23 protein-coding genes are annotated in these 25,295 nt (G+C 73.1%); 16 read left to right on the forward strand and 7 right to left on the reverse strand.

Annotation, left to right across the window (positions count from 1 at the left end):
- Positions 1–58 precede the first annotated feature (58 nt).
- The 5 genes from CV755_RS07540 to CV755_RS07560 are packed head-to-tail and all read left to right on the forward strand — an operon-like array spanning position 59 to position 4,341.
- Positions 59–838: an enoyl-CoA hydratase family protein gene (locus tag CV755_RS07540; RefSeq protein ID WP_109279394.1), complete on the forward strand. Its 780-nt coding sequence runs from the start codon at positions 59–61 to the stop codon at positions 836–838.
- On the forward strand, positions 835–1,728 hold the full coding sequence (locus CV755_RS07545; RefSeq protein ID WP_241561034.1) for a CoA transferase subunit A: 894 nt from the start codon (positions 835–837) through the stop codon (positions 1,726–1,728). Before CV755_RS07540 ends, CV755_RS07545 begins: the two co-directional genes overlap by 4 nt.
- On the forward strand, positions 1,725–2,426 hold the full coding sequence (locus CV755_RS07550) for a CoA-transferase subunit beta (RefSeq protein WP_109279395.1): 702 nt from the start codon (positions 1,725–1,727) through the stop codon (positions 2,424–2,426). The genes CV755_RS07545 and CV755_RS07550 overlap by 4 nt, the downstream gene beginning before the upstream one ends.
- A gap of 11 nt (positions 2,427–2,437) precedes the next feature.
- Positions 2,438–3,505 carry an NAD(P)H-dependent flavin oxidoreductase gene (locus CV755_RS07555; RefSeq protein WP_109279566.1) on the forward strand — a complete coding sequence of 356 codons (1,068 nt, stop codon included), beginning with the start codon at positions 2,438–2,440 and terminating at the stop codon, positions 3,503–3,505.
- Positions 3,502–4,341 carry an SCO6745 family protein gene (locus CV755_RS07560; RefSeq protein ID WP_241561035.1) on the forward strand — a complete coding sequence of 280 codons (840 nt, stop codon included), beginning with the start codon at positions 3,502–3,504 and terminating at the stop codon, positions 4,339–4,341. The genes CV755_RS07555 and CV755_RS07560 overlap by 4 nt, the downstream gene beginning before the upstream one ends.
- Before the next feature lie 297 nt (positions 4,342–4,638).
- Here the strand turns inward: CV755_RS07560 and CV755_RS07565 are convergent, their stop codons facing one another.
- From CV755_RS07565 to CV755_RS07580, 4 genes are read right to left on the reverse strand one after another with little or no spacing between them, the layout of a single operon-like run.
- Positions 4,639–5,412 carry an aminotransferase class IV family protein gene (locus CV755_RS07565; RefSeq protein ID WP_338323632.1) on the reverse strand — a complete coding sequence of 258 codons (774 nt, stop codon included), beginning with the start codon at positions 5,410–5,412 and terminating at the stop codon, positions 4,639–4,641.
- A gap of 24 nt (positions 5,413–5,436) precedes the next feature.
- Positions 5,437–6,594: an acetyl-CoA C-acetyltransferase gene (locus CV755_RS07570; protein ID WP_109279397.1), complete on the reverse strand. Its 1,158-nt coding sequence runs from the start codon at positions 6,592–6,594 to the stop codon at positions 5,437–5,439.
- A 9-nt stretch (positions 6,595–6,603) separates the two neighbouring features.
- Positions 6,604–7,218, reverse strand: coding sequence for a TetR/AcrR family transcriptional regulator (locus CV755_RS07575; RefSeq protein WP_109279398.1), 615 nt, complete (start codon positions 7,216–7,218; stop codon positions 6,604–6,606).
- 40 nt (positions 7,219–7,258) lie between these two features.
- Complete coding sequence (locus tag CV755_RS07580; protein WP_109279399.1) at positions 7,259–8,053, reverse strand: SDR family oxidoreductase; 795 nt, start codon at positions 8,051–8,053, stop codon at positions 7,259–7,261.
- 45 nt (positions 8,054–8,098) lie between these two features.
- Here CV755_RS07580 and CV755_RS07585 point away from each other — a divergent pair, with 45 nt between their 5' ends.
- The 6 genes from CV755_RS07585 (at position 8,099) to CV755_RS07610 (ending at position 16,158) form a co-directional block, all read left to right on the forward strand.
- Positions 8,099–8,923: an enoyl-CoA hydratase gene (locus CV755_RS07585; RefSeq protein ID WP_109279400.1), complete on the forward strand. Its 825-nt coding sequence runs from the start codon at positions 8,099–8,101 to the stop codon at positions 8,921–8,923.
- Positions 8,924–10,099 carry an acyl-CoA dehydrogenase family protein gene (locus tag CV755_RS07590; protein WP_109279401.1) on the forward strand — a complete coding sequence of 392 codons (1,176 nt, stop codon included), beginning with the start codon at positions 8,924–8,926 and terminating at the stop codon, positions 10,097–10,099.
- Entirely contained in the window at positions 10,096–11,193 is a 1,098-nt protein-coding gene (locus CV755_RS07595; protein WP_109279402.1) for an acyl-CoA dehydrogenase family protein, read from the forward strand. Before CV755_RS07590 ends, CV755_RS07595 begins: the two co-directional genes overlap by 4 nt.
- A gap of 22 nt (positions 11,194–11,215) precedes the next feature.
- Positions 11,216–12,712, forward strand: a complete 1,497-nt coding sequence (locus tag CV755_RS07600; protein ID WP_109279403.1) for an FUSC family protein — start codon at positions 11,216–11,218, stop codon at positions 12,710–12,712.
- Between the two features lie 331 nt (positions 12,713–13,043).
- On the forward strand, positions 13,044–13,550 hold the full coding sequence (locus CV755_RS07605) for a MarR family winged helix-turn-helix transcriptional regulator (protein WP_109279404.1): 507 nt from the start codon (positions 13,044–13,046) through the stop codon (positions 13,548–13,550).
- Positions 13,551–13,905: 355 nt separating this feature from the next.
- The gene (locus tag CV755_RS07610; RefSeq protein WP_109279405.1) at positions 13,906–16,158 is read left to right on the forward strand and encodes a heavy metal translocating P-type ATPase; all 2,253 of its coding nucleotides are present in this window, start codon (positions 13,906–13,908) and stop codon (positions 16,156–16,158) included.
- A gap of 113 nt (positions 16,159–16,271) precedes the next feature.
- Here the strand turns inward: CV755_RS07610 and CV755_RS07615 are convergent, their stop codons facing one another.
- The 3 genes from CV755_RS07615 to CV755_RS07625 are packed head-to-tail and all read right to left on the reverse strand — an operon-like array spanning position 16,272 to position 18,957.
- Positions 16,272–16,769: a hypothetical protein gene (locus CV755_RS07615; RefSeq protein WP_109279406.1), complete on the reverse strand. Its 498-nt coding sequence runs from the start codon at positions 16,767–16,769 to the stop codon at positions 16,272–16,274.
- The gene (locus CV755_RS07620) at positions 16,766–18,244 is read right to left on the reverse strand and encodes an ATP-binding protein (RefSeq protein ID WP_422070522.1); all 1,479 of its coding nucleotides are present in this window, start codon (positions 18,242–18,244) and stop codon (positions 16,766–16,768) included. Before CV755_RS07620 ends, CV755_RS07615 begins: the two co-directional genes overlap by 4 nt.
- Before the next feature lie 14 nt (positions 18,245–18,258).
- Complete coding sequence (locus CV755_RS07625; RefSeq protein WP_109279408.1) at positions 18,259–18,957, reverse strand: response regulator transcription factor; 699 nt, start codon at positions 18,955–18,957, stop codon at positions 18,259–18,261.
- A 155-nt stretch (positions 18,958–19,112) separates the two neighbouring features.
- Here CV755_RS07625 and CV755_RS07630 point away from each other — a divergent pair, with 155 nt between their 5' ends.
- From CV755_RS07630 to egtC, 5 genes are all read left to right on the forward strand, one after another.
- Positions 19,113–20,759 carry an acyl-CoA dehydrogenase family protein gene (locus tag CV755_RS07630; RefSeq protein ID WP_109279409.1) on the forward strand — a complete coding sequence of 549 codons (1,647 nt, stop codon included), beginning with the start codon at positions 19,113–19,115 and terminating at the stop codon, positions 20,757–20,759.
- A gap of 217 nt (positions 20,760–20,976) precedes the next feature.
- Positions 20,977–21,741: a bestrophin-like domain gene (locus tag CV755_RS07635; RefSeq protein ID WP_109279410.1), complete on the forward strand. Its 765-nt coding sequence runs from the start codon at positions 20,977–20,979 to the stop codon at positions 21,739–21,741.
- A 194-nt stretch (positions 21,742–21,935) separates the two neighbouring features.
- Positions 21,936–23,219 carry an ergothioneine biosynthesis glutamate--cysteine ligase EgtA gene (egtA, locus tag CV755_RS07640; protein ID WP_109279411.1) on the forward strand — a complete coding sequence of 428 codons (1,284 nt, stop codon included), beginning with the start codon at positions 21,936–21,938 and terminating at the stop codon, positions 23,217–23,219.
- Positions 23,216–24,541 carry an ergothioneine biosynthesis protein EgtB gene (egtB, locus tag CV755_RS07645; RefSeq protein WP_109279412.1) on the forward strand — a complete coding sequence of 442 codons (1,326 nt, stop codon included), beginning with the start codon at positions 23,216–23,218 and terminating at the stop codon, positions 24,539–24,541. Before egtA ends, egtB begins: the two co-directional genes overlap by 4 nt.
- A complete protein-coding gene (gene egtC, locus CV755_RS07650) occupies positions 24,541–25,281 on the forward strand; it encodes an ergothioneine biosynthesis protein EgtC (protein ID WP_109279413.1) in 741 nt (246 codons plus the stop codon). Before egtB ends, egtC begins: the two co-directional genes overlap by 1 nt.
- Positions 25,282–25,295 lie beyond the last annotated feature (14 nt).

Raw genomic sequence — 25,295 nt, forward strand, 5'->3', positions numbered from 1 at the left:
TACCGTCACAACTCAGGGCACCTAACAAACGTTTGGTGGAAAGGTAGCTGATTCCCCGATGGGTGTCTCCACCGCACACCCCGAACCGGGCATCGCCGTGATCACGGTGGACTATCCGCCCGTCAACGCCCTTCCGGTAGCGGGCTGGTACGCGCTGGCGGAGCGGGTCCGGGCCGCCGGCGCGGACCCGGAGATCCGCTGTGTGGTACTGGCTGCGGCGGGCCGGGGGTTCAACGCCGGGGTGGATCTCAAGGAGTTGCAGCGCTCCCCCGGCCATCAGGCGCTGCTGGGCGCCAACCATGGCTGCGCGGAGGCGTTCGCGGCCGTCTACGACTGTGCCGTCCCGGTGGTCGCGGCCGTCCAGGGCTTCTGTCTGGGCGGCGGCATCGGCCTGGTCGGCAATGCCGATGCCGTGGTGGCCGCCGAGGGCGCCACCTTCGGGCTGCCGGAGCTGGACCGGGGGGCGCTGGGCGCCGCGACCCATCTGGCCCGCCTGGTGCCCGTACATCTGCTGCGGACCCTGTACTTCACCGCCCGCACCATTGACGCCCGGGAGTTGCACCGCCATGGCGCGGTGTGGCGGGTGGTGCCCCAGGAGCAGCTGGGCCCGGCCGCCCTGGCGCTGGCCCGGGAGATCGCCGCCAAGGACGGCACCCTGCTGCGGATGGCCAAGGCCGCGCTCAATGGCATCGACCCGGTGGATGTCCGCCGTGCTTACCGCTATGAGCAGGGCTTCACCTTCGAGGCCAATCTGGCGGGCCTGGGCGACCGCCACCGCCGGGGCTTTGTGGACAAGGCCCGGGACACCACCGGGAACGGGCAGGGGGAGGCACCATGACGGCAGGCCGGCAGCGGGCCGCGGACCAGCGGATGACGGCCGACAAACGGATGACCGCCGATGAGGCCGTGGCCCGGCTGAGCAGCGGTATGACGGTGGGCATCGGCGGCTGGGGCGCCCGCCGTAAACCCATGGCGCTGGTCAGAGCGCTACTGCGGTCGGACATCACGGACTTGACGGTGGTCAGCTATGGCGGCCCCGATGTCGGGCTGCTGGCCGCGGCGGGGCGCATCCGCCGCCTGATCACCGCCTTTGTCACCCTGGACTCCGTGGCGCTGGAGCCGCACTACCGGGCCGCCCGGGAGCGGGACGGCCGTCCGGAACTGACCGAACTGGACGAGGCCATGCTGATGTGGGGGCTGACGGCGGCCGCGCACCGGCTGCCCTTCCTGCCGGTACGGGCCGGGCTGGGCTCCGATGTGCTGGGGCTCAACCCCGGTCTGCGGACGGTGGTTTCCCCCTACCGGGACGGGGAGGAGCTGGTCGCGGTGCCGGCCCTCACCCTGGATGCCGCCCTGGTCCACCTCAACCGGGCCGACCGGCGCGGCAATGCCCAGTATCTGGGCCCGGACCCCTACTTCGACGACCTGTTCTGTGAGGCGGCCCGGGAGGCGTATGTGTCCTGTGAACGCTGTGTGGACACCGAGGAGTTCGCGAGCGCGGGCGGTCCGCAGTCGCTGCTGGTGCAGCGGCACTGTGTCACCGGGGTGATAGAGGCCCCGGGCGGGGCGCACTTCACCTCCTGTGTGCCGGACTACGGCCGCGACGAGGAGTTTCTGGCCGCCTATGTACGCGGCGCCCGCTCCGGGGAGTCGCCGGCCCTGCTGCTGTCCGGGGACGAGGCGGACTACCGGGCCGCCGTGGCGGCCGCCCGCCGGGGTGCGGAATGAGCAGGGCCGAGGTGTGTGTGGTGGCCTGCGCCGAGGCATGGCGCGGGGACGGCGAGATCCTGGCCTCCCCGATGGGAGTGATTCCCGCCCTGGGGGCGCGGCTGGCCCGGCTCACCTTCGCGCCGCAACTGCTGCTCACGGACGGGGAGTCGCTGCTGGTCGGCGCGGACGGCGCGGTGGAGGGCTGGCTGCCCTACCGCAGACATCTGGCACTGGCCATGGGCGGCCGGCGGCATGTGATGATGGGCGCCGCCCAGCTCGACCGGCACGGCAACCAGAACATCAGCCGCATCGGTGACGTCCGCCGCCCCGCACGCCAGCTGCTGGGGGTGCGCGGGGCCCCCGTCAACACCCTCAACAACACGGTCAGTTACTGGATCCCCCGGCATACGCCCAGGGTGCTGGTGGAGCGGGTGGACATGGTGTGCGGGGTGGGGTACGGCCGGGGCCCGGCGGTGGACATCCGCCGGGTGGTGACCGATCTGGCGGTCCTGGATTTCGCCACCCCGGACCGCACCATAAGGGTCCGTTCCCTGCACCCGGGCGTCACCGCCGAGCGGGTACGGGCGGCCACCGGCTTCCCCCTGGACATCCCCGGGGACGTCCCGGTGACCCGTGAGCCCACCGAGGCCGAACTCCGCCTGATCCGCGAGGTGCTGGACCCGGAAGGGCTGCGTGAGCGGGAGGTGACGGGATGAACGCACCGCTGCTGGACACCGCCCTCACCCGGCTGACCGGGGTGCGGCACCCGGTGGTGCAGACCGGGATGGGCTGGGTGGCCGGCCCCCGGCTGGTGACCGCGGTGGCCCGGGCGGGCGGACTGGGGATACTGGGCTCGGCCACCATGACCGTCCCCCAGCTCCGGTGCGCCATCCGGGAGATCAGGGAACGTACCGACCGGCCCTTCGGCGTCAATCTGCGCGCGGACGCGGGCGACGCGGCGGAACGGGCCGGGATCCTGGCCGCGGAGGGGGTGCGGGTGGCGTCCTTCGGCCTGGCCCCGTCAAGGGAGTTGATCGCCCGGCTCCGGGACGCCGGAGTGGTGGTGATGCCCACCGTGGGGGCCCGGCGGCACGCGGAAAAGGTGGCCGCCTGGGGCGCGGACGCGGTGCTGGTCCAGGGCGCGGAGGGCGGCGGGCACACCGGCGAGGTGGCCACCACGGTGCTGCTGCCGCAGGTGGTGGACGCGGTGGACATTCCGGTGGTGGCGGCGGGCGGCTTCCATGACGGCCGGGGCCTGGTGGCCGCGCTGGCCTACGGGGCCTGTGGCATCGCCATGGGCACCCGCTTTCTGCTCACCGCCGACAGCACGGTTCCCGCGCCGGTGAAGGCCGCCTATCTGGCCGCCTCGGCCGGCGATGTGATCGTCACCCGCAAGGTGGACGGGCTGCCGCACCGGATGCTGCGTACGCCCCTGGTCGCCTCCCTGGAACGAGCCGGTCCGGTACGGCTGTTGTGGCGGGCGCTCCGGCAGGCGGCCGCCTTCCGCCGGGTCTCCGGCCTGGGCTGGGGCGGGCTGCTGAGGGACGGCCTGGCCCTGCGGCGGGCCCGGCGACTGGGCTGGGCCCAGGTGCTGTTGGCGGCGAACACCCCGATGCTGCTCCGGGCGGCCATGGTGGAGGGACGGGTGGACTCCGGGGTGATGGCGGCCGGCCAGGTGGCCGCCGTGATCGAGGACATACCGTCCTGTGCGGAGCTGATCGAGGGGATCGTGGCGGAAGCGGCGGCAATTCTGCGAGGCTGGCCGTCCCTGTCCGTCGATCGGAGGTACGCGTGAGCGACGCCCGTGCCCTTTGGCAGTTGTTCGAACCCATCCATGCGGTCACCTACTTCGCGCCGGCGGCGAAGGACGCCTTTGAGCAGGCAGGGCTGCGTGGCTTCTGGCGCGGGTACTTCGCGGGCCGCGCCGCGCCCCTGGGCCCGGTCGGCCCGGAGCCGGTGACGGCCTCCTTCCTCAACTTCGCGCCTGGAATGGTGGCCCGGGCACTGCCCTCGGTATGGGAGATCACCTCCCCCGGGCAGGCCCTGGAGACACGACGGCTGGGCGCCCGGTCCGCCCTGGCCCGGCTGCTGGCCGGCCGGGAACGGGAGGTGGAGAAGGCGGCCGCAATGCTGGGCGAGCGGGCCGGTGAACTGGACTGCGGCGGGCGGGTGCTGGCCGCCGCCAACGCGGCGCTCGGACTGCCGGTCGATCCGCTGGACCGGCTGTGGCAGGCGGCCACACTGCTGCGGGAGCACCGTGGGGACGGCCATGTGGCGGCGCTGATCGCCGCCGGGCTGGACGGCTGCGAGGTACTGGTACTGCGGTCCGGGATCGATGTGCCGCGTTCGATGTTGCAGCCGAACCGGGGCTGGACGGACGAGGAGTGGGACGCGGCGGCACTGCGGCTCGCGGAACGGGGCCTGCTGGCCGCGGACGGTACCGCGACGGAGGCGGGGCGGGGGTTGCTGGCGGAGGTGGAGGATGCGACGGATCTGGCGGCGTCGCGGCCTTGGCGGGACTCGGCGGCCGGCGAGGTCGCCGAGTTGCTGCGGCCGTTGGCGGTTGCGTGCGCGGCGGTGTTGCCGGATCCCAATCCGATGGGGTTGCGGTTCCCGCCTGCGGCGGGGTGAGCACCGTTTCCGGGTGCAGCCGGGGTGAGCACGGCTCCGAGTGCAGCCGGGTGTTGAGCACCGTTGGCGGGTGCGGCGCCGTTTCCCCGCCTGCGGCGGGGCCTGCCCCACCCACGCACCACCCGTGGCCCTATCCCGGGGCGGTTGAGCTCTCCGGTGGATGGTCGCCCGCCGCCGGCGTCATGCCGCCGACGGCGCTCAGCCCCCGCGGGGGAGCCCAGCCACCCGGACAAGGGCCACGGGAGGCCCGTGGGTGGGGTGAGCCCGCCGCAGGCGGCAACGGCGCCGCACCGCACCTCATAGCGGCTCCCCCCGCACCCCCGCGTACGCCGCCCGCAACCGCCCCAGCACCGGGTCATCCGCGGCGAACCGCAACTCGTCGATCCCGGTGATGGCCCGCACCCCGATGGCCGCGTTGGTCGCGAAGGCGGCCCGCATCGCACCCAGGTCCCGCACCTGCAACGGGGCTGCCGCACACGGGAAATGGCGCCGCAGCAATGCCATGGTGACCCCGGGCAGAACCTCCGCCTCCGGCCAGACGACAGTCCCGTCCGCGGCGACGAACCCCACGTTCCAGGTACCGCCCTCGGTCACCAGGCCCCCGGGCCCCATGAGCAGCGCATCGTCGAAACCGGCCAGCTGCGCCGCCCGCCGCGCATGCAACGCACCGAAGAGCCCGGTGTGCTTCACCAACGGGACTTCCCGCACATACGGCAGGGTCTTCACGCGCATGGGGGGCAGCGACAGCGAGCCGGCCGGCCGGGTGGTGACCAGGACATGCGGATCGGCGGCCCCCGCCGGATGGCCCAGGTCCAGGCCGGGATCGAAGACGGTCACCCGGACCGCCAACGAGCCCCCGCCAACCGCCGCACGAGCGAGGTATGCCCGTACCAGCCCGGCATCCAGTTCCGCGCCGAAGACGGCACGGCAGTCCCGTACCAGCCGCTCCAGATGGAGCGCCAGCCCGCGCACCCGCCCGTCGTCCACCCGCAGCGTGGTGAAGTGCCCGTAGTTGGTCAGCGCCAGGGCCTTGAGCGCCTCGGGATCGGCGGGGCGTCCGTTGAGTTCCATCACCCGGCCAGTGTGGCAGCCCGCTTACACCCGCTCCACAATGGTCACATTGGCCTGCCCACCGCCCTCGCACATCACCTGAAGCCCGAACCGTCCACCGCTTCGCTCCAGTTCGTGGACCAGCGTGGTCAGCAGCCGCGCTCCCGTGGCGCCCAGCGGATGGCCCAGGGCGATGGCCCCGCCATTGACATTGACCCGCTCCGGGTCGGCGCCGGTCTCCCGGAGCCAGGCCAACACCACCGGGGCGAAAGCCTCGTTGATCTCCACCAGGTCGATCTCCTCGATGCTCATCCCGGCCCGCTTCAGGGCATGGGCGGTGGCCGGGATGGGCGCGGTGAGCATCCGGATGGGGTCCTCGCCGCGCACCGCGAGCTGGTGGATCCGGGCCCGGGGCGTCAACCCGTACCGGCTGACGGCCTGTTCCCCCGCGATCAGCACGGCCGCGGCCCCGTCGGAAATCTGCGAGGACAGCGCGGCGGTCAGCCGGCCGCCGGGCAGCAGCGGGTCCAGCGCGGCCATCCGCTCCAGCGAGGTGTCCCGCCGGGGGCCCTCGTCCATGGTCAGCTCCCCGTAGGGGACGGTCTCGGCCCGGAAGCGGCCCTCGTCCAGGGCGCGTACCGCCCGCCGGTGGGAGCGCAGGGCGTACTCCTCCATCTCCCCGCGGGTCAGCCCCCATTGCTCCGCGATGAGTTCGGCGCCGTGGAACTGGCTGACCGGACGGTCGCCATAGCGCCGTCGCCAGCCCGCCGAACCGGCGTAGGGCCCCTCGGTGAGGCCCAGCGGCTCGGCGGCCCGGCGGGCGGCATAGGCGATGGGGATCATGGACATGTTCTGCACCCCGCCGGCCACCACCAGGTCCTGGGTGCCGGAGAGCACCGCCTGGGCGGCGAAGTGGACGGCCTGCTGGGAGGATCCGCACTGACGGTCCACGGTGACGCCGGGCACCGACTCGGGCAGCCCGGCGGCCAGCCAGCTGGTGCGGGCGATATCACCGGCCTGGGGCCCCACCGTGTCCAGACAGCCGAAGATCACGTCGTCCACGGCGGCGGGATCGGCTCCGCTGCGCTCCAGCAGCGCATGGAGCACATGCGCCCCCAGGTCCGCCGGGTGAACGGCGGCCAGTGCGCCGCCCTTGCGGCCAACCGGTGTGCGTACCGCTTCTACGATGAATGCCTCGGCCATCGTGGACTCCTAGGGTCGTACGGCCATGCCGTCCAGAACCATGGACAGATACTGGCGGGCAATCTCCTCCGGTCCGTGCCGGCCGCCGGGCCGGTACCAGGACGCGGCCACCCACACCGTGTCGCGCAGAAAGCGGTAGGCGAGCCCGGGGTCGAGGTCGGCGCGGAACACTCCCTGGGCGACGCCCCGTTCCAGAGTGCCCAGCCAGACCCGCTCGAACTTCCGCTGGGATTCGGCGAGATAGCCGAAGCGCGGATGGTCCGCCAGGTGCCGGGCCTCCTTCTGGTAGACGGCGACCGCGGCACGGTGCCGGTCGATCTGCCGGAAGGACTCGGTGACCAGGGCCTCGATGGTCTCCCGGGGGCCGAGCCGGGCGGCGAGCACCGTCTCGTACCCGGCCCATAGCTCGCCCAGGAAGGTGGCGAGGATCTCGTCCAGCATCGACTCCTTGGAGTCGAAGTGGTAGTAGAGGCTGCCCGCGAGCATCCCCGCCGCGTCGGCGATCCGGCGGACCGTGGTGGCGTTGTAGCCCTGGGCGGCGAACACCTCGGCGGCGGTGGCCAGGAGCTCCCGGCGGCGCCCGGCCGCGGGGCTGGTGGTCTCGGTCTTCTTGCTGGTCGGCACGGTTCCATTGTCGGTTACGGGTGTCGGCTGCTGATGCCGGTCAAGGGTGCTGGCTGCTGACCGAGACCGTCTCCCCGGTCATATACGAGGAGTAGTCGCTGGCCAGGAAGACGATCACGTTGGCCACCTCCCAGGGCCGGGCGGACCGGCCGAAGGCCTCGCGGGCGCTGAGTTCGGCCAGCAGGCCGGGGGTGGTGACCTTGGCCAGATGCGGGTGGACGGCCAGGCTGGGGGCGACCGCGTTGACCCGTACGCCATAGGAGGCCGCCTCCACCGCCGCACAGCGGGTCAGGGCCATCACCCCCGCCTTGGCGGCCGCGTAGTGGGCCTGGCCGCGCTGCGCCCGCCAGCCCAGCACCGAGGCGTTGTTGACGATCACGCCACCGGTGCCGCCGGCCCGCATCCGGCGCAGGGCGGCGCGGGTGCAGCGGAAGGTGCCGGTCAGGCTGGTGCCGATGACCTGCTCCCACTGCTCGTCGGTCATCTCGGTGAGCTCCGAAGTGCCGCCCAGACCGGCGTTGTTGACCAGGACGTCCAGTCGTCCGTGCCGGTCCTCGGCCAGATCCAGCAAGGCGCCGACGGCGCCCTCGCGGCGTACGTCGCAGGGCAGCCCGGCCACCCTGTCCGCACCGAACTCCGCGGCCAGCGCGGCCACCGCCTCCGCCAGGCGGCGGGTGTGCACATCACCGAGGACAACATCGGCGCCCTCCTCCAGGAAACGGCGGGCGGTGGCGCCGCCGATGCCGGTCCCGGCGGCGGCGGTGATGACCGCGCTGCGCCCCAACAGCAGTTGGTGGCCCGGGAGATAGGGGGGCGCCTGCTCGACGCTGCTCATGACGGTACGTTAACCTACCTAACACTTGTTAGGGAAGGATCGGCGATGACAGTCCGCTATGAGCGGCTCGGCCCGGTCGCGACCGTCACCATGAACCGGCCCGAATACCGCAACGCCCAGAATTCCGCGATGACTTACGCCCTGGACGGCGCCTTCGGCCGGGCCGCCGCCGATGACCAGGTCAAGGTGGTGGTGCTGGCCGGCGCGGGTGAGCACTTCTCCGCGGGCCATGACATCGGCTCCCCCGGCCGGGACGCCCATCTCCCCTTCGAGCGGCGGGCCGGGTTGTGGTGGGACCACTCGGACAAGAGCGGCGCGGAGGCCCGCTTCGCCCGGGAGTCGGAGGTCTATCTGGGCATGTGCCGACGCTGGCGGGAGCTGCCCAAGCCGCTGATCGCGTCGGTTCAAGGGGCCTGTGTGGCGGGCGGGTTGATGCTGGCCTGGGTGTGCGATCTCATTGTGGCCAGTGAGGACGCCTTCTTCGCCGATCCGGTGGTGCGGATGGGCATTCCGGGGGTGGAGTTCTTCGCCCACCCCTGGGTGATGCCGCCCAGGATCGCCCGCGAGTTCCTCTACACCGGCGACCGGATGAGCGCCCGGCGCGCCTATGAGCTGGGCATGGTCAACGCGGTGGTGCCCCGTACGGAACTCGCGGATTATGTACGGGACTTGGCCGAACGCATCGCCCGGATGCCGCGGCTGGGCCTGGCACTGGCCAAACGGGCGGTCAACCAGGCCGAGGACCTCCAGGGACTGCACTCCGGCCTGGATGCGGCCTTCGCCCTGCACCACCTGGCGCATGCGCACAACGCGGAGACCTCGGCGGATCCGCTCGGCGGGATGGATGTGCGGGCGATGAAGGAGTCCTAAGTGGATCTGGAACTCAGCGCCGCCGAACGGGGATTCAGGGACGAGGCCCGTGCCTGGCTCGCCGGGAACGTACCCCGCGTCCCGCTTGCGCCCCTGGACTCCGAGCGCGGCTTCGCCCGGCACCGGGCCTGGGAGCGGAAGTTGTACGAGGCCGGCTGGGCGGTGGTGTCCTGGCCGGTGGAGTACGGCGGGCGGGGGTGCTCCATGGTGGAGTGGCTGCTGTTCGAGGAGGAGTACCACGCGGCGGGCGCCCCCGCCCGGGTCGGCCAGAACGGCACCCAGCTGCTGGCGCCGACGCTGTTCGCCCATGGCACCGAGGAGCAGCGGGCCCGGGTACTGCCCGCGATGGCCCGTGGCGAGACGGTGTGGGCCCAGGCGTGGTCGGAGCCGGAGGCCGGATCGGATCTGGCGGCACTGCGTTCGGTGGCCGTGCGCACGGCAGGTGGCTGGCTGCTCAGTGGGCAGAAGACCTGGTCCTCGCGGGCGGCCTTCGCCGACCACGCCTTCGGCCTGTTCCGCAGCCACCCCGGGGAGGCACGGCCGCACCGGGGGCTGACCTATCTGATGTTCCCGCTGGACGCGGCGGGGGTGACGGTGCGGCCCATCGCCCGCCTGGACGGCCTTCCGGCCTTCGCCGAGATCTTCCTGGACGAGGTCTTTGTACCGGACGCGGATGTGGTGGGCGAGCCGGGGCGGGGCTGGCAGGTGGCCATGGACACCGCCGCCAGCGAACGGGGCCTGCTGCTGCGCTCCCCCGGCCGCTTCACTGCCGCCGCGCGGCGGCTGTGGGCGCTGTGGCGGGAGTCCGGCGACCCGGCCCTGGGCGAGCGGGTGGCGGACGCGCTGATCCGGGCGCGGGCGTACCGGCTGTACGGATACGCGCCGGCCGGCGGGGGCGGGGCGGCTGCTGGGGGCGGAGCGGCCGGCGCGGGCGGGGCGGCCGTTGGGGGCGGGGCAGCGGCCGCCAGCCTGACCAAGGTCTTCTGGTCGGAGCTGGACCTGGCGCTGCATGAGACGGCCCTGGAGCTGCTGGGTCCATCGCAGGAGGACTGCGGCGACTGGGCGGCGGGCCACACCTTCGCCCTGGCCGGTCCGCTGTATGCGGGCACCAATGAGATCCAGCGGGACATCATCGCCGAGCGGCTGCTCGGCCTGCCGAAGGGACGCCGCGGGTGAGGTTCTCCCTGGATACGGAGCAGCGGGAGTTCGGCCGGACCCTGGCCCGGCTGCTGGCGGCCTCCGATGCGCCGGCGGCTGCCCGGGCATGGGCGCGAGGGGAGTACGGCCCGGGCCGCGCCCTGTGCCAACGGCTGGGCGACGCCGGGGTGTTCGCCTTGGCGGTGCCGGAGAAGCACGGCGGCTGCGGCCCGCTTCCGGTCGAAATCGCCGTGGCCTTCGAGGAGTTGGGACACCATGCGGTGCCCGGTCCGCTGGTGGAAACGGTGGCGGCGGCGATACTGCTGGGGCGCCTGGGCGGTGTTGGCGCGGCCGAGGAATGGCTCCCCCGGGTGAGCACCGGGCACGCCCTGCTGTCCTTGGCGGCGCCGGCATCGGACGGCTACGCACTGGACGCGGAGACGGCCGATGCGGTGGTGGTCGCCGGGGAGACGGAGGTGCGGCTGTGGCGGGGGGCATGCGGGGCGGCGGGGCCGGAGCCGGCTGATGGGAACGCTCGGGCATGCGGGGTGGCGGGCGGCCAAGAGCCGCTGGATGCCGTCATCGGGGGCGGGCCGGGGGCCGGGTCCTCGTTGGATCCGGTGCGGCGGCTCAGCCGGCCGCCCCGCGGCGGGGAGCCGCTGGCGCACGGGCCGGCCGCTCGGGCGGCTGTTGAAGAGGCCACCCTCTGGGCCGCGTTCGCCACGGCGGCCCAAGCGCTGGGTGTGGGACAGGCGTTGCTTGACCGGAGCGTGGAGTACGCCCGGCAGCGGCGGCAGTTCGGGGTGGCCATCGGTTCGTTCCAGGCGGTCAAGCACCGGCTGGCGGATGTGCTGATCGGCCTGGAGTTCGCCCGGCCGCTGGTGTACGGGGCGGCCGTGGCGCTGGCGGCCGCCCCGGAGCGGGCGGCCGCGGATGTGGCCGCGGCCAAGGTGGCCGCCGGTGAGGCGGGGTACGCGGCGGCGCGGGCGGCGCTCCAGGTCCATGGGGCGATCGGCTATACCGCCGAGTACGACCTGTCGCTGTGGATCGGGCGGGCCCGGGCCCTTCGCTGCGCCTGGGGCACTCCCGGGGAGTGCCGGCGACGGGTGCTCACCGAACCATTTCACAAGTAAAACACTTGCTAACCTTTCACTTATGGCAAAGCCTCTCCCCCTCCGTGGCCTGCTCCGGCTGAACCCGCCCGCCGACATCTGGCACAAGCCCGCGTTCAGCGCCGCGCTCGCCATGGCCGTCCCCGAGCTGACGCTGCTCCTGCTCGGCCGCCTCGACCTGGCCCTCTACACCGCCGCAGGCGCGTTGTGCGCGCTGTACGGCCACGACCGGCCGTACCGGGCGCGGGCCCGGCTGGTGGGCGGAGTGGTACTGGCCGCGGTCGCCGGGGTGGGGCTGGCGCTCACCTGCGCCGCGCTGGTGCCGTCCCCGGCGCTGCGGGTGGCGCTTGCGGCGCTGGTGGCGGCGGCGCATAAGACGGGCTGTGACGCGGCCGGGGTGGGGCCGCCCGGCAATATCGTGCTGACCTTCGTCACCTCAACGGCCTTCTTCGTCCCCCAGCGGCCCGGTGAGGTGCCCGCCCATCTGGCCCTGGTGGTGCTGTCGGGGCTACTTGCCTGGCTGGTCTGTATGGCGCCGGGCCTGGTACGGCCGTACGGGCCGGAGCGGATCGCCACGGCCCGCGCGCTGGAGGCGGCGGCCCGGCTGCGGGGCGCCGGGACGGATGGGCAGGCGCGGGCCCGCCATGCGGTGATCACCGCGGTCGGCGCGGCCCGGCGTACGATCGCCGGTTCCGCGCTGCGTGAGGCGCTGCGCCCGCTGGTGGCGGAGGCCGAGCGGGCACTGGCGGACGGTGCGGCGGATCCGGCGGCCGCGGAGTCACTGCGGACGCGGGCCCGGGTACTGCGGCGTGGCGGGCCGGTTCCGCCGTCCCGGGTCACGGTGCCCGCCGAGCCGGAGATGCCGCGCCCGTCCGCCCCTCTGTCACCGTCCGCCGGGGTCCGGGTGGCGCTGGGCGGCTGCGCCGCCGGGTGGACGGCGCTGGCCCTGGGCTTCGGCCACCCCTACTGGGCGGTGGTGACCGCCGCGTCCGTCTGCCAGGCCCATACCGCTCTGTCCTGGCAGCGCGGGGTCCAGCGGGTGCTGGGCAATCTGCTCGGCCTGGCGGTCTTCACCGCCCTGCTGCCGCTCGCCCGCACCGGGGCGGTGGCCCTGGTGCTGATCACCCTGGCCCTGCAGGTGGCGGCGGAGGCGACCATCGCGTGCAACTACTGGCTGGGCACGGTCTGGGTGACGCCGATGGCACTGTTCCTGGGCGAATTCGCCGCCGCTCACCCGGCCCGGCATCTGGCAGCGGACCGTTGGCTGGACACGGTGGTGGGGGCGGTGCTGGGTCTGGCGGCGTGTGTGCTGGTCACCAACCGACGGGCGGCCCGCCGGGCGGAGCGGGCGGTGACCCGGCTGCGCACGGTGGCCGATGAGCCGGGCTCCCGGCACCAACTTGCCGGTGCGCTGGTGGAGTTGCGGGAGGCCGTGGAGGTGGCCACGGGCGAATGGTGGGTCACCGCACCGGCGGAGGCGGCAGCCGTGGAGCGCGAGGCCCATGCGAGGCTGACCCGGCTGCTGGGGTCCCCCTCGTAAGCGCCGCGGGGACAGATCGCACTCCCACGCAACCAGCTGCGCCCTACCAGGGGCCCGGGGAACTGCGCCACCAGCCACGGATGGCCCGCACCCACAACACAACGGAGCGCCTCCAGGGGCGCGGGGGAACTGCGCGAGCAACCACCCAGGGCCCGCACTCGCAACACAACGGGGGCACCCTTAGGGGGCGCGGGGAACTGCGCGACCAGCCACCCACGGCCCGCGCTGGATCCTCAAGGCCATGGACGGCACGCCCCTACGGGGCGTAGGCATGCGCGGACCCGGCAGAATCGAGCCAGTTCACCGCACCCGACCACAGAGGACCGCCCCCGTGACCGAGGACATCGTCGCACGCGTGCTGCGCCAGTGGGAGAAGGTCCACCCCGGCCTGGACACCGCCCCGATGGCCGTGATCGGCCGGCTCAACCGCTGCTCGGCCCTGCTGCAGCAGGCCACCGACGCCCCGCTGGCCGGCGAGGGGCTCAACCGGGCCGAGTTCGACATCCTCGGCACCCTGCGGCGGATGGGCCGGGAGATGACCCCCGGGCAGCTGGCCCGGGAGACCTTCGCCTCGGGGGCGGCGGTCACCAAGCGGCTGCGGGCGCTGGAGGAACGCGGCCTGGTCTCCCGGCGGGCCGACGACCGGGACCGGCGGGTGGCCCACCTCTCCCTGACCGAGGCCGGCCGGGAGCTGATCGACCGGCTCATCCCACAGCAGCTCGGCTATGAGCAGTCCCTGCTGGCCGGGCTGGACGAGGACCGCCGGGCGGAGCTGACGCGGATCCTCGCCGAGTTGCTGGTGGTGCTGGAAGGGCGGCTGGGCGGCCTCCAGCCGTAGCCCCCGCCCGGGGTGCCGGAGAGTGGGGCGGCCCCACACATTGGGTCGCGTCGTAATGTGCGGGCCGCCCCGGGCCGGCCACGCAGTTCCCCGCGCCCCTGAGCGGGGCTGCCGCACGGTGCCGCGTCTGCGGGCCGTCGGTGGCCGGTCGTACCCATGGCCGGGCCCCCAGTCCGGGGTGCGGGCTGTCCGTGCCCGGTCACGCCCCACGCCCCCGATGGCGCGCCCGGCGAGGAACCTGGCACATACCCGCCCGGGGTAACCGGCGAGCTCTTGCGTGGCATACACCCCGGGGGTATACATGTGCTCAATAGATACCCCCTAGGGGTATGGGAAACCACCCGAGGAGCAGCGAATGACCACCGCGCCCCCCAGTACCACCGGCACCGCCGAGGTCGAGCTGGCCATCGGCGGTATGACCTGCGCCTCCTGTGCGGCCCGGATAGAGAAGAAGCTCAACCGGATGGACGGGGTGACCGCGACCGTCAACTACGCCACCGAGAAGGCCAAGGTCACCCATCGCACCGATGTCACCGTGGCCGACCTGGTGGCCACCGTGGAAGCCACCGGGTACACCGCCGCCCCGCCCGCCCCGGCCCGTACCCGCGCCGCGGGACCGGCCGGGGCGGGCGGGGAAGCCGATGAGCTGGCCCCGCTGCGGCAGCGGCTGGTCACCGCCGTGGCGCTGGCGGTGCCGGTGGTGGTGCTGGCCATGGTCCCGGCCTGGCAGTTCACCTACTGGCAGTGGCTGTCGCTGACCTTGACCGCCCCGGTGGTCACCTATGCCGCCTGGCCCTTCCACCGGGCCGCGGTCACCAATGCCCGCCATGGCGCGGCCACCATGGACACCCTGATATCGCTGGGGACCTCGGCGGCGTTCCTGTGGTCGGTATGGGCGCTGTTCTTCGGTGACGCGGGGATGCCCGGCATGCGGCACCCCTTTGAGCTGACCATCGCCCGTGGCGAGGGCGCGAGCAATATCTATCTGGAGGCCGCCGCCGGGGTGACCGCCTTCATCCTGGCCGGGCGCTACTTCGAGGCCCGCTCCAAGCGGCGGGCGGGTGCCGCGCTCAAGGCGCTGCTGGAACTGGGCGCCAAGGAAGTGACCGTACTGCGGGACGGGCGCGAAGTACCCCTTCCTGCCGAGGAGTTGGCCGTGGGCGACCGCTTTGTCGTCCGTCCCGGCGAGAAGATCGCCACCGACGGCCGGGTGGTGGAGGGCAGTTCGGCCGTGGACGCCTCCATGCTCACCGGGGAGTCGGTGCCGGTGGAGGTGGGTGTGGGTGACGGCGTCACCGGGGCCACCATCAACGCCGGGGGCCGTCTGGTGGTGGAGGCCACCCGGGTCGGGTCGGACACCCAGCTGTCCCGGATGGCCAGGCTGGTGGAGGACGCGCAGAACGGCAAGGCCGCCGCCCAGCGGCTGGCCGACCGGATCTCCGGGGTTTTCGTCCCGGTGGTCATCGCCCTCGCCCTGGGCACCCTGGCGTTCTGGCTGCTCAGCGGTGCCGGGCTGACCGCCGCCTTCACCGCCGCCGTGGCGGTCCTGATCATCGCCTGCCCCTGTGCGCTGGGGCTGGCCACGCCCACCGCGCTGATGGTCGGCACCGGGCGGGGCGCCCAGCTGGGCATCCTGATCAAGGGGCCCGAGGTGCTGGAGACCACCCGGGGCGTGGACACCGTGGTGCTGGACAAGACCGGAACCGTCACCACCGGCCGGATGACCCTGCTGGCCGTCCATCCCGCTGACGGGGTGGACGAGTCCCAAGTGCTGCGTCTGGCCGGGGCCTTGGAGCACTCCTCGGAGCACCCGATCGCCCGGGCGGTGGCCGCCGGGGCTGCCGAGCGGGTCGGCAGCCTGCCGGTCCCGGAGCAGTTCACCAGCCGGCCGGGGCTGGGTGTGCGGGGCGTGGTGGACGGCCATACGGTGCTGGTGGGGCGGGAGAAGCTGCTGGCGGTGCCGCTGCCGGAGGAGCTGGTACGGGCGAAGGCGCAGGCCGAGGCGGCGGGACGGACCGCGATCGTCGTGGCCTGGGACGGTGCGGCGCGGGCGGTGCTGGAGGTGACCGACGCGGTCAAGGAGACCAGCGCCGAGGCCGTGCGCCGGCTGCGCGCCCTGGGACTCACCCCGGTCCTGCTGACCGGTGACAACCAGGCTGCCGCAAGGGCCGTCGCGGCCGAGGTGGGCATCGAGGAGGTGATCGCCGAGGTGCTGCCCGAGGACAAGGTGGCGGTGGTCAAGCGCCTTCAGGGGCAGGGGCGTTCGGTGGCCATGGTCGGTGACGGGGTCAATGACGCGGCCGCGCTGGCCCAGGCGGATCTGGGGCTGGCGATGGGCACCGGCACGGATGCCGCCATCGAGGCGGGGGATCTCACCCTGGTCCGTGGTGACTTGCGGGCGGCGGCGGACGCGATCCGGCTCGCCCGGCGGACGCTGGGCACCATCAGGTCCAATCTCTTCTGGGCCTTCGCCTACAACGTGGCCGCGCTGCCGCTGGCCGCGGCGGGTCTGCTCAATCCGATGATCGCCGGGGCCGCGATGGCCTTTTCCTCGGTGTTCGTGGTCGGCAACAGCCTGCGGTTGCGGGGTTTCAAGGCCGCGAACTGACCCGGCGCGCACCGTCGCCGGGTGGGCGCCGGGCGCCCCGTCAGGGACGCGGGGAACTGCGCGACCAGCCCAAGACGGCCCGCACCCGGAGCACAACGAATGCGCCCGAGCCCTCAGTCCTTGGCGCAGGTCTCGCCGGAGATCGTCTTCCCCGCGCCGGACAGCGTCACCTTGACATCCCCGGGCGGCGGGTTGCCCGGAATCGCGCTGTGCGCAGCCGTGCACACCAGTTGCACCCGGGCATTGGGAGTGAAGTGGGTGGGGTCCGCGGTCATCCGGATCAGGACCCGCTCATCGCTGGTGACCACGCTGACCGGCCCGGTCCTCGGCACCTCGCTGTAGAAGCCGCGCAGCCGCTCCGCCTCGCTGGGCCCGGCCAGCAGCAGCGGGACCGCATCCTCCGCGCCCAGGCGGCCGGCGGTGGTGCGGGAGACGCCGAACACCCCGCCGGGATAGGCCCAGTAGAGCCGGACCTGGTTGACCGGGGCGCCGGGGCGCTTGACGCCGGTGGCCGGGCGGCCGAAGTCGATGGCGTCGGTCCGGTCCACGCCGCAGCCGGTCAGGGCGGCGCCCAGCGCCAGTACGGCGGCCAGCGCGCGTACCGTTCTCATCCCTCCTCACCCCCGGTGCGCAGCGGCAGTTCCACGGTGAACACGGCTCCTCCTTCGGGCGCGTTGGCGGCCCGGATGGTTCCGTTGTGCAGGCGTACGTTCTCCAGGGTGATGGCCAGGCCCAGCCCGCTGCCCTCGGAGCGGACCCGGGCCGCGTCCGCCTTGTAGAAGCGGTCGAAGACATGGGGCAGGACCTCGGGGTCGATGCCCTCGCCCCGGTCGGCGACCTCGATCAGCAGGCGCGGGCCCGGCCCGGAGCGTTCGGCGGGCTCGGCGCGCACCGAGACCCGTACCGGTTCCCCGCCGTGCCGCAGGGCGTTGCCCACCAGGTTGGCGACCACCACATCGATGCGCCGGGGGTCCAGCCGGGCCCGTACCCCCTCGGGGAGTTCGGTGTGCACCTTGTCCTGCCAGCCGCGCGCCTGGAGGGTCTTGCGGACGGTCTCGCCTACGTCCACCTCGTCCAGATGCAGGGCGGCGGCGCCCGCGTCGAAGCGGGAGATCTCCATCAAGTCCTCGACCATCCGGGCCAGTTTGCCGGTCTCCTCGCTGATCAGGCGGACCGCGTAGGCGGTGTCCGGGTCCAGGCCGTCGGCGTCCTCGTCCAGCACGTCCACCACGGCGGTCATCGCGGCCAGCGGGGTGCGCAGTTCATGGGAGACATCGGCGGCGAAGCGGCGGGAGTTGGCCTCCATCCGGCGCAGTTCGGCGACGTTCTGCTCCAGCGCCTCGGCCATGCCGTTGAACGTCCTTGACAGGTCGGCGAGTTCATCGCGGCCGGTGGCCTTGAGCCGGGTGTCCAGGGCACCCTTGGCGATCTGCTGGGTGCCGCGGCGCAGTTCGCGGACCGGGCGCAGCACTCCGCCGGCCGCGATCAGGGCGGGGATCACCGAGAGTCCCACGGCGGGCAGGGCGCCGTTCTGGGCGGCCTGGACCAGGGCGCGCACATTGACCTCGTCGTTGCGCAGCGGAAGCCGGGCGTAGACCTCCAGGCCGGAGGGCTCCTCGCTGCCGCCGTAGGTGACCGGCAGGCCGATGGTGAGCCAGGGCTTGCCGTTCAGGGAGATCCGCTGGACGGCGGCCCGGCCGCGCTGGACCAGTTTGCCGACGCCGGGCTCGATGACATCACCGGTGCCGGTGAGGACGGGTGGCTGGACCGGTCCGCCGCGGTAGCGGACATGGATCACCCAATGCTGGGCCTCGCCGGCCCGTTCGATGTTCTGGGCGAAGGTGCGCAGGTCCGCGATGGAGGGCGGGAAGTGCAGGTCGGGGGCCTGCGAGCTGACCTGGGCCCGCAGGGTGTCCACGGCGGTGTCCTGGGTGTGCTGGAGGATGGCGGTACGCGCCGCGCGGAAGGTCAGGGCCGCGGTGGCGAACGCGCTGAGCGCGGCGACCAGCAGAAAGGCGACGATCAGCCGGGCGCGCAGCCCGCTGGCCAGGGTGCGCAGGGACAGCCGCCGGGCCAATGGGCTCAGGCGTACCGGCCCTCTCACAGGGGCCCGAACCGGTAGCCGAAGCCGCGCACGGTCTGGATGTACTTCGGGGAGCGGGTGGAGTCCTCCACCTTGGTGCGCAGCCGCATCACACAGGCGTCCACCAGCCGGGCATCTCCGTGGTAGCTGTGCTCCCAGACGTGTTCCAGCAGCTGCTGGCGGCTGAAGACCCGGCCGGGGGTGGCGGACAGATAGAGCAGCAGCTTCATCTCGGAGGGGGCCAGTGCCAGGTCCTGGCCGTTCTTGGAGACCAGCAGGCCGGCCCGGTCGATGGTCAGGTCGCCATGGGTCTCGGCGGCCTGGGCGGGGGCCGGTTCGGCGCCGCCGTCCAGCGGGGCGGCCCGGCGCAGTACGGCGCGGATGCGGGCTTCGAGCACCTCGCCGCGGGCGGGCTTGACGATGTAGTCGTCGGCCCCGGCCTCCAGACCGAGGACGACATCGATGTCATCGCCGCGGGCGGTGAGCATGATGATCGGGATCTGCTGGGTGGCGCGGATCCGGCGGCAGACCTCGAAGCCGCTGGTGTCGGGCAGCATCAGATCGAGCAGCACCAGGTCGGGGCGGAAGGCGCCGAGTGCGGCCAGTCCGGCTTCTCCGGTGGCCGCCGCCTCGACCTGGTGGCCGCGGCGGCGCAGGGTGAGGGTGACCCCTTCCCTGACGGCCCGGTCGTCCTCGATCAGAAGCACGCGTGACATACGGACAGTATCGATCGGGTAAGCACATGAATGCGCCATCCGCCTGCCACTCGGCGGAACTGTCACCGATTCCTCATATTCCGCGGAAAGCGCAGGCGAGGACGATAATGACCGGCACCTGATTGTCCGTACCCCGTCAAACGGAGGTCGTCGACGTGAGTGCCACCCATGAGGTCTTCAACCAGGCCCCGCCCCTGACCGGATTCAGCACCGCCGACGACCCGGCCCTGCTGGAGGCGCTGCGCCGGGACGGCGGAGGCGGGGGCGAGGCGGAGGTACGGGCGCTTGGCCGGCGGGCCGGCTCGGAGGAGGTCCAGGAGTGGGCGCGGCTGGCCGAGGCGGTGCCCCCGGTGCTGCACACCCATGACCGCTATGGCCACCGGATCGACGAGGTGGAGTTCCATCCGGCCTGGCACCGTCTGATGGCCGAGGCCGTGGCGAGCGGGCAGCACGCCGCGCCCTGGGTGAGCGGGGAGCCGGGCGCCCATCTGGTGCGGGCGGCGAAGTTCTATGTGTGGGCGCAGGCCGAACCGGGCCATGGCTGTCCGGTCTCGATGACCTATGCCGCCGTGCCCGCCCTGCGCGCCCAGCCCCAACTGGCCGACAGCTACGTGCCGTTGCTGGCCTCCCCCGAGTACGACTTCGGGCTGCGCCCGCCGCTGGGCAAGCGGGGCCTGATCGCGGGGATGTCGATGACCGAGAAGCAGGGCGGCTCGGACGTCCGGGCCAACACCACCACCGCCGAGCCGGCCGGGGACGGCTCCTATGTGCTCACCGGCCACAAGTGGTTCACCTCGGCGCCGATGAGCGATCTCTTCCTGGTGCTGGCCCAGGCCCCCGACGGCCTGACCTGCTTCCTGATGCCCCGGGTGCTGCCGGACGGCACCCGCAACGCCATGCGGCTGCAACGGCTGAAGGACAAGCTGGGCAACCGCTCCAACGCCTCCGCGGAGATCGAGTACGAGCGGGCGGTGGCCTGGCCGGTGGGCGAGCCGGGGCGCGGGGTGCGCACCATCGTGGAGATGGTCAATATGACCCGGCTGGACTGTGTGCTGGGCTCGGCGGCCGGCATGCGGGCCGGGCTGCGCCAGGCCCTGCACCACACCCGGCACCGCCGGGCCTTCGGCGCGGAACTGATCGACCAGCCGCTGATGCGCAATGTGCTGGCCGATCTCGCCGTGGAGTCCGAGGCGGCCACCGTGCTGGCGCTGCGGCTGGCGGCCGCCCTGGACCGCTCGGAGGCGGGCGACCCCGCCGAGGGGGCGCTTCGCCGGCTGGGCCTGGCGGCGGGCAAGTACTGGGTGTGCAAGCGCGGCAGCGCCCACGCCGCCGAGGCGCTGGAGTGCCTGGGCGGCAATGGCTATGTGGAGGAGTCCGGGATGCCGCGGCTGTACCGGGAGGCGCCGCTGCTGTCCATCTGGGAGGGCTCGGGCAATGTGGCGGCGCTGGACGTACTGCGCGCGCTGCGGCGTGAACCCGCCGCGCTGGACGCCTACTTGGCCGAGGTGGACGCCGCCGCGGGCGCCGATCCCCGGCTGGACGCGGCCATCGCCCGGCTGCGCCGGACGCTGGGCGCCCTGGACGATCCGCACCGGGCGCAGCTGACGGCCCGGGTCCTGGCCGAGCAGCTCACCCTGGTCCTCCAGGGCAGCCTGCTGGTGCGGCACAGCGTCCCGGCGGTGGCGGATGCCTTCTGCGCCTCCCGGCTGGGCGGGGACTGGGGGCATGCCTTCGGCACCCTGCCGCCCGGCGCCGACCTGGCGGCCGTCCTGGAACGGGCCACCCTCAAGGACGCCGGATAAGAACGCCGGATAAGCCGGAAAAGGCGGCGGGGGCCCGGATATGCACAGCCTGACCGTTATTCATCAGATCGGAGGAACGTAGCCGGAGCGGCTGGTCAGCGCCCCGCGCGGGACCACACCATCTCAAGTCGTGAGCGCATGGCCTGGAGGGCGTGCGAGGCCCCGGCTCTCGTTGGCCCCGGCCGCATCCGCCCCGCCCGACCTCCGGAGGATCCGCATGTCCGAATGGCTGGTTCTGGCCATCGCTATGGCCGCCTCGATCGCGGTCGTCCTGGGCGTCGTCGCGCTCAGAGAACGCAAGCGCGCCAAGGCCGGCGATCCGGACGGGGAGGGCGGCGGCCCCGACGTCATGGAGTACATGACCATGATGATCGGCGTGGTCTATGCCATTGTGCTGGGCCTGGCCATCGCCGGTGTCTGGGAGGCCCGTAATGCCGCGCAGGCCACCGTGCTGGCCGAGGCCCAGGCGCTGCACGAGGTGCATGAGCGCGCCCAGGCCTTCGCCCCGGCCGCCCGGGACCGGATCCGCTCCGATGTGGACGCCTATGTGAGCCAAGTGGTGCACAAGGAATGGCCGGTGATGATCAAAAAGCAGCAACTGACCGAGCAGGGCACCAAGTTGCTGGACAAGCTGCGCACCGATGTCACCTCCTACACCCCGCAGAACGACCATGAGAGCCAGTCCTACCAGCCGATGCTGGACCAGGTGGGCGCCGTCAACGGGGCCCGCAACGCCCGTTCCCAGAACGCCGATGACACCATGCCCGGGGTGGTGTGGTTCGGACTGATCGGCGGGGCGCTGATCGCGGTGGGCCTGGTCTTCACCCTGCGGATCCGGCGCTCGCCCCGCGAGTTGCTGCTGGCCGGGCTCTATACCGCGCTGATCGCCTTCCTGCTCTTCCTGATCTGGGACTTCAACGCGCCCTTCGGCCGTGAAGTCAGCGATCTCACCGGCCCGTTCACCGAACTCTTTCCCGTCTGACCGGGCGCCCTCGCCCCCTTCCCCTCCCCGCGCCCGCCCGGGGCCGTACCACGGCCTCTGGCGGGCGCGGCGCGTCCTGGCCACACTGGAGCTGAGCCCCGGTGTCCGGTTCCGGCCCCCGGAGCGGCTCCCGCCGAGTGTCCGCGGCCTGTTGCGGGTACAGGGCAAGGGGCAATGACAGGAGGGCACCGAGCGTGACCGACGAAAGCAAGGCTTACGGCGACGGCTCCAACCGAACGGTCGGCGAGGCCGAGGCGGAGGCGCTGGTCCACGGCATCTGTTTCAAGACCGGCCCGCCCAGGCTGCTGGGGGTCGAGCTGGAGTGGCTCGTCCATGATCTGCACAACCCGGTCCGCCCGGTGGGGCCCGACCGGCTGGCGGCCGCCGCCGAGCGGCTGCGCACCCTGCCCCTGCGGTCCCTGCTCACCGTGGAACCCGGCGGCCAGATCGAGTTCAGCTCCCGGCCCGCCGCTTCCCTGACGGCCTGTGTCGAGGAGGTCGGCGCCGATCTGGCGCTGGCCCGGGCGGAACTGCGCGAACTGGGCCTCTTCCTCTCCGGCTACGGCAAGGAGCCCTGGTTCCAGCCGGAGCGGGTGGTGCACAACTCCCGCTACAACGCGATGGAGATCTACTACGACCGCTGGAACGGGGCCGGCCGCACCATCATGTGCCGTACCGCCTCGGTCCAGGTCTGTCTGGACGCCGGGCACGAGGGACCGGGCCCCTTCGGCTACCAGCGGCGCTGGCGGCTGGCCCATCTGCTGGGCGCCGTACTGGCCGCCGCCTTCGCCAACTCCCCGCTGCACCTGGGGCGTCCGGGCGGCTGGCGCTCGATGCGCCAGGCCACCTACGCCACGATGGACCCGGGCCGCACCCTGGCCCCGCCCGAGGACCTGGAGCCGCGCACGGCCTGGGCCGAGTACGCGCTGGACGCCCCGGTGATGTTCATCCGCCACCAGGACGCCCCCTGGGAGCCGGTGTCCGGGCTGGCGCTGCGCGACTGGCTGCGCTCCGGCCGTCCGCGCCCGGTCACCGCCGGGGACGTCGCCTACCACCTCACCACCCTCTTCCCGCCGATCCGGCCGCAGGGCCATCTGGAACTGCGGATGATGGACGCGCAGCCGGGCGAGGACGGCTGGCTGGTGCCGGTGGCGGTGACGGCCGCCCTGTTCGACGACCCGGTGGCGGTGGAGACCGCCCACCGCGCGGTCAAGCCACTGGCCGACATCGCCGGCCGGGAGCCCACCCCGCGCAACCGGCTCTGGCGCCGGGCGGCCCGGGACGGACTGTCCGATCCGGATCTGCGGGCGGCGGCCCAGGTGTGCTTCGCGGCCGCCCGGGAGGCACTGCCCCGGCTGGGCGCCCCGGCCAGGGTGCTGGACGCGGTGGATGAGTTCACCGCCCGCTATGTGGAACGCGGCCGCTGCCCAGCCGACGATCTGCTGGACCGGGTCACCGGCCGGGAGCTGCTGTCATGACCGCCGCCCCGATGGACCCGGAGGTCCTGCGGCAGCGTGCCGCCGCCACCCTGGCCACCGCCCGGGAGCGCACCCAGGCGCTCACCGGCTGTGTGGATGAACGCGAACTGACCACCCAGCACTCGCCGTTGATGTCCCCGCTGGTATGGGACCTGGCGCACATCGGCAACCAGGAGGAACTCTGGCTGCTGCGCGCGGCGGGCGGTCAGGACGCGCTGCGCCCCGAACTCGACTCCCTCTACGACGCCTTCGAACACCCCAGGGCCCGCCGGGTCTCGCTGCCACTGCTGCCGCCCGCCCAGGCCCGCGCCTATCTGGACGAGGTACGCGGCCGGGCCCTGGACGTACTGGCCGCCAGCCCGCTGACCGGAAAGCCCCTGCTGGCCTCCGGTTTCGCCTTTGGCATGATTGCCCAGCATGAGCAGCAGCACGACGAGACCATGCTGATCACCCATCAGCTGCGCAGCGGTCCCGCCGTGCTGCACGCCCCCGATCCCCCGCCGGCCGCACCCGACGCGGCCGCGCTGCCGTCCGAAGTGCTCGTTCCCGGCGGCCCGTTCACCATGGGCACCTCCACCGAACCCTGGGCGCTGGACAACGAACGTCCCGCCCACCGGCGTACCGTGCCCGCCTTCCATATCGACACCCTGCCGGTGACCAACGGCGCCTACCTCCGCTTTATCGAGGACGGCGGCTACACCGACCCCCGCTGGTGGCATCCCGAGGGCTGGGCACAGGTACGGCGCCATAAGCTCACCGCCCCGCTGTTCTGGCGGCGCGAGGGCGGCGACTGGCTGCGCAGGCGGTTCGGGGTGCTGGAGCCCGTACCGCCCCAGGAGCCGGTGCTGCATGTCAGCTGGTACGAGGCGACGGCCTATGCCGCCTGGGCCGGGCGGCGGCTGCCCACCGAGGCGGAGTGGGAGAAGGCGGCGCGTTACGACCCCGCCACCGGCCGCTCCCGGCGCTACCCCTGGGGCGACGCCGACCCCGCCCCCTGCCATGCCAACCTCGGCCAGCGCCATCTGCGCCCGGCTCCCGCCGGTGCCTATCCGCTGGGCCGCTCACCGCTGGGCGTGGGGCAGCTGATCGGTGACGTCTGGGAGTGGACGGCCGGCGACTTCCTGCCCTACCCGGGCTTCACCGCCTTCCCCTACCGCGAATACTCCGAGGTCTTCTTCGGCGGCCCCTACAAGGTGCTGCGCGGCGGCTCCTTCGCGGTGGACCCGGTCGCCTGCCGGGGCACCTTCCGCAACTGGGACCTGCCCATCCGCCGGCAGATCTTCGCCGGCTTCCGCACCGCCCGCGACGCGGAGCACCCCTGATGTGCCGGCACCTGGCGGTGCTGGGCCCCGGCTCCCCCATCGCGGAGAGCGTGCTGGCACCGCCGCACTCCCTGCTGCGCCAGTCCTGGGCCCCGCGGCTGCAGCGGTACGGCACGGTCAACGCGGACGGCTTCGGCGTCGGCTGGTACGCCCCGGGCGACCCGCTGCCCGCCCGCTACCGGCGGGCCGGGCCGATCTGGGCCGACGAGTCCTTCGCCGACCTGGCCCGGGTGGTACGCACCCCGGCACTGCTGGCCGCGGTCCGGGACGCCACCGCACCCGGCGGTGACGGCGAGGCCGCCGCGGCCCCCTTCACCGAGGGCCGCTGGCTGTTCAGCCACAACGGGGCACTGACCGGCTGGCCGGAGTCGGCGGGCGCACTGGCCGCCGGCCTGCCGCCCGGGGTGCTGCTGCGGCTGGAGGCACGCTGCGACTCCGCCTTCGTCTGGGCCCTGGTGCGCCACCGGCTGCTGGCCGGTTCACCGCCCGGCCCGGCACTGGCCGACACGGTGCGCGCCCTGGACCGGGCCGCCCCAGGCTCCCGGCTCAACCTGCTGCTCACCAATGGCTCCGCCATCACCGCCACCGCCTGGGGGGACACCCTGTGGTACCTGGCCGCTCCCCCGGAGCGGGTGGTGGTGGCCTCCGAGCCATATGACGACGACCCCGGCTGGACCGAGGTCCCCGACCGCACCCTGCTCAGCGCGGACCGCGAGCACCTCACTCTCCAAGGGCTGTGACCCCGCGCGGTTCC

This window comes from Streptomyces orinoci (genome assembly GCF_003121295.1).
Taxonomy (GTDB): Bacteria; Actinomycetota; Actinomycetes; order Streptomycetales; family Streptomycetaceae; genus Streptomyces; species Streptomyces orinoci.